Here is a 6,857-nt window from a genome sequence, read left to right as displayed (position 1 = left end):
AAAGTAGTACGCGAATTTTTACCCTGCAAAACAAGTTGTTCGTAATTTTATCATGTCAAAATGCGGTATGGTAATGCAAAATCCTTTATGTAGCTGCATTTCAGGAAATTTTTATTATGATGTCCAACAGTTTTACAGATGCGTTATTTCAATTGGTCCGTTCCCTGGAAAAGTCCGAAAAGAGGCATTTTAAACTTTATATAAAGAGAAGTTCCGGTAAAGGCGACCTGAAGATCATTCAATTGTTTGATGCCCTGGAGAAAATGCACGAATACGATGAAAAGCTGCTGCTTATAAAGCTCAGAGGCGTTACCAAACCGCAGCTGGCCAATTTAAAAACGCATTTGTACAAGCAGCTTTTATCGAGCCTGCGCCTGCTTAAAACCACCGACAACACTGATCTTCAGCTGAGTGAGCATCTTGATCATGCCCGTTTACTGTATAACAAGGGGCTGAAAATTCAAAGTCTCAGGATTTTGGAAAAAGCCAAGGAGTTGGCCAAAACAAACCAGAAGTTCAATTTCCTGGCGCAGGTCATTTCTCTTGAAAAGAAAATAGAAACCCTTCATATTACCCGGAGCACGCTTGAAAGAACTGAAGACCTTGCCACGGAAGCGCTGGCTATCAGCGCGCATATTGACAGGGTAACACGATTGTCGAACCTGGCGCTGCTGCTTTACCGCTGGTATATTAAGTTCGGGCATGCACGCAATGTGGAAGATGAAAAGGATATCAAAGCATTTTTTAAAAGGAATATCCCCAATGACATTCATGCCATAAACGGCTTTTACGAAAATCTTTATCTCTGTCAAAGTTATTGCTGGTACGCTTTTATACGCCAGGATTTCCTGATGTATTACCGCTATAGCGAAAAATGGATCAATTTATTTGAAGCGCATCCTGCCATGATCGCCGTGGAAACGGGTCATTTTATAAAAGGAATGCACAATTTACTGAACGCTCATTTTGATCTTCGCAATTACCGGAAATTCCAGGGTACCCTGCGCAAATTTGAAGCATTTGCAAAAACCCCTGTTGCCCGGCATCACGATAACTTCCGCATATACACTTCTGTTTATATCAACGTTGCGAGCGTAAACTGGCACCTGATGACAGGAACTTTTAAAGAAGGACTGGCACTGATCCCCGAAATTGAAGCTAACCTTAAGGAATATGCGCTTTATGTAGACAGGCACCGCATACTCGTTTTTAATTATAAGATCGCCACGCTGTACTTTGGCGCCCAACAATACGAGAACGCAATTGATTATCTTCAAAAAATAATCAATGGCCCGCTTGATCTCCGCGCCGACCTGCAATGTTATGCCCGGCTGATGCACCTGATGGCGCATTATGAACTGGGCAATGACGAAATTATTGAATCGCTCATAAAGTCGGTTTACCGGTTCATGGCCAAGATGAAAAATCTCACTGTTGTTGAAGAAGAGATGTTTCGTTTCCTGCGCAGCTCATTTCGCGTTTCGCCGCGCCAGCTAAAGCCTGAACTGGAAAAATTGCTTTATAAAATAAAGCACCTCGAAAAAAACCGCTTCGAAACCCGTGCCTTTGCCTACTTAGACGTTATTTCGTGGGTGGAAAGCAAAGTATACGGTAAAACACTGGCTGATATCATCCATGAAAAGCATTTGCAAAGCAGCCGGAGTGCAGTTAAAAGGTCTAAAGTATTGCATAAGGCTTCCTGAAGGCTGTAGATCCGAAATCCGAAGAAATACAAAAGAACCAAATAACAAGAACCAAACAAGCCTCAAATCCGAATATTAAATTTCGAAATCCGAAGCCGGTTGTAACTACAAACCATAAACCACAAATCAAAAACTCGGGAAAAGGCAGTCAGCTATGAGCTATGAGCAATACAAAAAAGGGATATTCACACTATCGTTAGTAGCTACTCAACTGATAGCCGACAGCTCCCCTCTTTCCCAAACCTATTCTTTTAGTACATTTATCTCCGGTTTAATAATTATATACACGTTCGTTTTATGGAATTCATTGACTATTATAAGATACTGGGACTGGATAAAACCGCCAGCGCCGAACAAATAAAAAAAGCATACCGGAAATTAGCGCGACAATACCATCCGGATCTGAATCCCAATGATAAGGATGCCAATAAAAGATTTCAACAGGTTAACGAAGCCAATGAAGTACTGAGCGATCCGGAAAAAAGAAAAAAATACGATCAGTACGGGCAAAACTGGCAACAGGCAGAGGCCTATGAAAAAGCCAGGCAGGAGCGGCAAAGCGCGGGAGATACTGGTTTTGGCTCATACGGGCAGCAGGAAGCTTTTGGCGGGGATTTTTCTTCGGGCGATTTTTCCGACTTTTTTAATTCCATGTTTGGAGGAAGTGCGCGGAGCGGCAGGAGCCAGGTCAAATTCCGGGGACAGGATTACAATGCTGAGCTGCAAATAAGTTTAAAGGAAGCGTATACCACGCATCAGCGTGTTTTCACGATCAATAACAAAAATATCCGCATTACCATTCCTGCCGGCATTGCCAACGGACAAACCATTAAACTTAAAGGACATGGCGGACCCGGCGTGAACGGGGGGCCGCCCGGTGATCTGTACATTACATTCAACATTTCGGAAGATCCTGTTTTCAAACGGCTGGGAGATGATCTGTATGCTACTATAGATCTTGATCTGTATACGGCCTTGCTGGGCGGCGAAAAAACAATAGATACCCTGGATGGCAAAGTAAAATTAAAAGTGAAGCCCGAAACACAGAACGGCACCAAAACAAGGCTGAAGGGAAAGGGGTTCCCGGTATACAAAAAAGAAGGATCGTATGGCGATCTGATCATAACATGGTTCATTAAAATACCGGTTAACCTTACCGAAAAGCAAAAGAACTTATTCAGGGAATTGTCTCAATCTTAATTACTAAATTATTTTTTATGTCAAATACAGAAGACCTGATCACCCCTGAAGAATGTTGCACACATTATAATATTGAGCTAACTTTCATACAGGCGCTGAATGAGTATGGGCTTATTGAAATGATCTCTGTTGAAGAAAAGCAATTCATACATAATACCCGGCTGCAAGACCTGGAAAAATTCATACGCCTGCATTATGAGCTGGGTATTAATATGGAAGGAATTGACGCTATCGCGCACCTGTTGCTCAAAATGAAAAATATGCAGGAAGAAATAGCCGAGCTCAAAAATAAATTACAAATAGGGAACGCTATGGAGTACCATTTGTGATGAGTGGCAGGATAGACTGTTCCTTTAACGTAACCGGGTTGCCTAAAACCAAAAGCAGGCAATATATCGGGCCCGGCTTTTTACATCAACGCAGAATCAATCATCTTCAATGAAAAAGCCGGCATTCATTATCATTTTGTCTTTTCTCGCCCATTTTGTTTTTTCGCAGTCGTCGTTGGTCGGGTCCGGACTTATCTTTCCTGCCCAGGATAAGCATGTTCATGGCAGCACATTGGTAGCATTGCCCAATGGTGATTTTTTAGCCGCATGGTTTTATGGAAGCGGCGAAAGGAACTCCGATGATGTAAAGATCATGGGAGCCAGGCTGAAAGCCGGAGAGCAAAAATGGAGCGATCCGTTTTTATTGGCCGATACGCCGGGGCTTCCGGATTGCAATCCCGTATTGTTCCTGAATAAAAATGACAAACTGTTTTTGGTATGGATCGCCGTGCAGGCCAACCGCTGGGAGTATTCCATACTGCGGTATAAAACATCTTCCGATTATCTTAAGCCCGGAGCACCGGTATGGAGCTGGCAGGATAATATTTTGCTTAAACCCGGTGATGCCTTTGCTAAGGAAACGGAAGCAAAATTCAGGCAAATGCCTCCCCTGCGGCATGGCTGGGCAGAGTACGCACCCAAATACGATAATATGATCATTGAAGCGAGTAAGGACATCCGTAAACGCAGCATAGGATGGATGACACGCATAAAACCATTGATCACCAATAAAGGAAGAATATTACTCCCGTTATACTCAGACGGACTTAATATGTCGCTGGTTGCCATTTCAGACGACGATGGTGAAACCTGGCGCCCCAGTCTGCCCATTGTAGGCAGGGGCCCCATACAACCCGCGCTGGCGCAAAGGAAAGACGGTACCATTGCAGCGTTTATGCGTGATAGTGGTGACTCACCCACAAGGGTGCATACCAGCCAGTCGGCAGATGAAGGTGAAAGCTGGACGGCTTCTGTAAAAACAACCATACCCAATTCTGCCAGCGTGGAAATTTGTGTATTAAAAGATGGCAAATGGGCCTTTTTGGGCAATGATATTGATGACGGAAGACATATAATGAGCCTTTATATATCGGACGATGAGGGAGAAACCTGGAAATGGAAAACAAGGATAGAGGATCACCCTAAAGGAAATGGCAGGTATTCTTATCCGTCACTTATACAGGCAAAGGACGGGTTATTGCATATGACCTATTCATGGCATAGCGGAGAAAAAGCAAAATCAATTAAATATGCAGTGGCAGACCCCAAAAAAATAATAAAATAAGATATAACATATGGACCTGTTGCAAAAATTAAAAAGCGGGCAAAACGTATACGGTACCTGTTTTACTTCAATATCTCCGGGCTGGGCAATCGCTTTTAAAAAAGCGGGGCTCGATTTTGCATTTATTGACACCGAGCATACCGCAGTGAACCGGGCCGATATGGCAAGGATGTGCCAGATCATGCAGGCATACGGCATAACGCCTATTGTACGTATTCCCTCCCCCGATCCCTACTTAGCATGCCAATGCATTGATGGCGGAGCCAAAGGTGTTATTGCCCCTTATTTAGAATCGGCAGAACAGATCAGGGAACTGGCGGGCGCTACAAAATTTAGGCCGCTGAAGGGTGAAATATTGCAAAAAGTATTGAGCGGAAAGCACGAACTGTCTGCAGAAATGAAAACCTATTTAAACAATTACAACAAGGGTAACATATGTATTGCCAATATTGAAAGTGTTCCGGCCATGAATAACCTGGATGCCTTGTTGAGTGTTCCGGGATTAGACGCTGTATTTATTGGCCCGCACGACCTTTCTATTAGCCTCGGCATACCGGAGCAATACGATCATCCCGAATTTGAAAAAGCGATTAAATATATCATCCATACCACAAGAAGCAAAGGATTGTCTATCGCTATTCATTTTTCCCTGGAGCCCGAACGCCAGGCAAAATGGGTAAAGGAAGGCGTAAACATCGTAGTGCACAGTACAGACCTTGCCTTATTCAGCCAAAAGCTCACAGCCGATATAAGCGCTATTAAAGAGGCAGTTGGCGATCTTTCCAACAAAAATAACGGAGAACCGGAACCACTTCCGGTAGTGTGAGGTGGAGATACAATGAACACGCAATTTGTAACAGAACCCCGGGTCACAAAGCCAATCTGATGTACCGCCGTTTAGCTATACATCAGATCACCTTTTTTGGGAAATATAACTGCCGTTGTTTAAAACCAATAGCCCAGTGATATAGAAAATACACCATTCCGTGGAGAATCGTTCCACCCGGAATACAGTTTGGTCAAGCCCAATCCATACTCCAGCCCTACACTTATCTTGTCATTTACCCGGTACCCGGCCTGGAGCTTTGCGCCAAAATCTACACGTCTGTGCCCCTCATCATCTTTATCAAAAGCATTCCCTGAATCGGAGTCAGACGGGGTTTTCAATTTCCAGATACCCAACAATCCATAACCAAAATAAGGCCCGGCACCCGCATAGAAGTTTTTGTAATGATAAACAACGTTTACCGGGATTTCAAGATAAAACAAAGATTCACTGGCTTTTACTTCCTCGGAAAAGCCTGATAAGCCACCCCAGGTATCTGTCCATGTTTCTTTATAACCTTTCCCGCTTATGGAAAGTCCACCCTGTAAAGAGAGCGCCTCAGTGAGCGAATAATTGGCATAGCCCCCGATGTTAAACAGAATTTGTGGTTTGAATTTGCTGTTATATTCTTCTCTCTGCTCTCTTTTATATTCGCTCTTCCAGGTGAAAGAAGCAAAATTAATACCTCCCTTAATGCCCAAATCGAGCTGCTTTGTTCCCAATGACTGGCTATAAGAACTGCCAATACAACATAGTAAGAAGGCTGTCAAAAATACGAGTACTCGTTTCATAATTTGTTTTTAAATGTTTGCGAATGATTATATATCGGGTTATTTCAAAAAGGTTATCAGTTTTTAAATTTTTTATTTGCGGTTTCTATCCCGTGCAGGGCAAATGCACCGGAATCCGCGAAGAGCCGCAGGCTCAATATTTTTGTAAGGCAGGCTGTCTTAAAAGGTAATATTTCGCCACGAAGCCACTGTGGCACAAAGAAAATAAACGCTGAAGATCAGAGCTTTTTGTCTTTGAGTCTCAGTGGCATATCTTATGTACCAATCCTTTTGATACAGCTTCCTGTAAATGAACTTTGAAGAAATAAGTGACATCGGGACGATTCATAATGGTAGGAGATATTGATTATATTGCGACGATATATTGTATACCATCGAACACAGCAATATGCAGGATATAAATTGGGGCATGATAGGTTGCGGAAATGTAACCGAAAAAAAGAGTGGCGCGCCGGCCATTAATAAAGTACCACATTCAAAATTAGTGGCGGTAATGGCACGAAAAAAAGAAAAGGCTGCGGATTACGCGCAAAGGCATGGTGTGGCCAAATGGTATGATAATGTGGACGACCTGATCAATGACCCTGATGTGAATGCCATATATATCGCCACTCCGCCCGATGTGCATCTTGCGTACGCCACAAAAGCCATGCAGGCCGGTAAGCCGGTATATGTTGAAAAGCCCATGGCGCGGAACTTTGCAGAATGCGAAGCCATGAACCG

The 6,857-nt window shown here is 43.4% G+C and carries 7 protein-coding genes; 6 read left to right on the top strand and 1 reads right to left on the bottom strand.

Annotation, left to right across the window (positions count from 1 at the left end):
* The first annotated feature begins 116 nt into the window (after positions 1–116).
* The 5 genes from PLH26_RS18700 to PLH26_RS18680 all read left to right on the top strand — a co-directional run bounded on the left by PLH26_RS18700 (position 117) and on the right by PLH26_RS18680 (position 5,343).
* Positions 117–1,703, top strand: a complete 1,587-nt coding sequence (locus PLH26_RS18700) for a hypothetical protein (protein ID WP_324587550.1) — start codon at positions 117–119, stop codon at positions 1,701–1,703.
* Positions 1,704–2,000: 297 nt separating this feature from the next.
* Entirely contained in the window at positions 2,001–2,903 is a 903-nt protein-coding gene (locus PLH26_RS18695; protein ID WP_324587549.1) for a DnaJ C-terminal domain-containing protein, read from the top strand.
* 17 nt (positions 2,904–2,920) lie between these two features.
* On the top strand, positions 2,921–3,232 hold the full coding sequence (locus tag PLH26_RS18690) for a chaperone modulator CbpM (RefSeq protein WP_324587548.1): 312 nt from the start codon (positions 2,921–2,923) through the stop codon (positions 3,230–3,232).
* 109 nt (positions 3,233–3,341) lie between these two features.
* Positions 3,342–4,517: a sialidase family protein gene (locus tag PLH26_RS18685; protein ID WP_324587547.1), complete on the top strand. Its 1,176-nt coding sequence runs from the start codon at positions 3,342–3,344 to the stop codon at positions 4,515–4,517.
* 10 nt (positions 4,518–4,527) lie between these two features.
* Entirely contained in the window at positions 4,528–5,343 is an 816-nt protein-coding gene (locus PLH26_RS18680) for an HpcH/HpaI aldolase family protein (RefSeq protein ID WP_324587546.1), read from the top strand.
* A 119-nt stretch (positions 5,344–5,462) separates the two neighbouring features.
* Here PLH26_RS18680 and PLH26_RS18675 read toward each other — a convergent pair whose 3' ends face one another.
* A complete protein-coding gene (locus PLH26_RS18675) occupies positions 5,463–6,134 on the bottom strand; it encodes a porin family protein (RefSeq protein ID WP_324587545.1) in 672 nt (223 codons plus the stop codon).
* Between the two features lie 388 nt (positions 6,135–6,522).
* Here PLH26_RS18675 and PLH26_RS18670 point away from each other — a divergent pair.
* The coding region (locus PLH26_RS18670; protein WP_324587544.1) for a Gfo/Idh/MocA family protein at positions 6,523–6,857 on the top strand (335 nt) is incomplete at its 3' end.

Origin of the sequence: Agriterribacter sp. (assembly GCF_035444585.1) — a bacterium.
GTDB lineage: Bacteria > Bacteroidota > Bacteroidia > Chitinophagales > Chitinophagaceae > Agriterribacter.
Note: the sequence above shows the minus strand (reverse complement) of the source record. Positions and strands in the feature narration are given on the sequence as shown.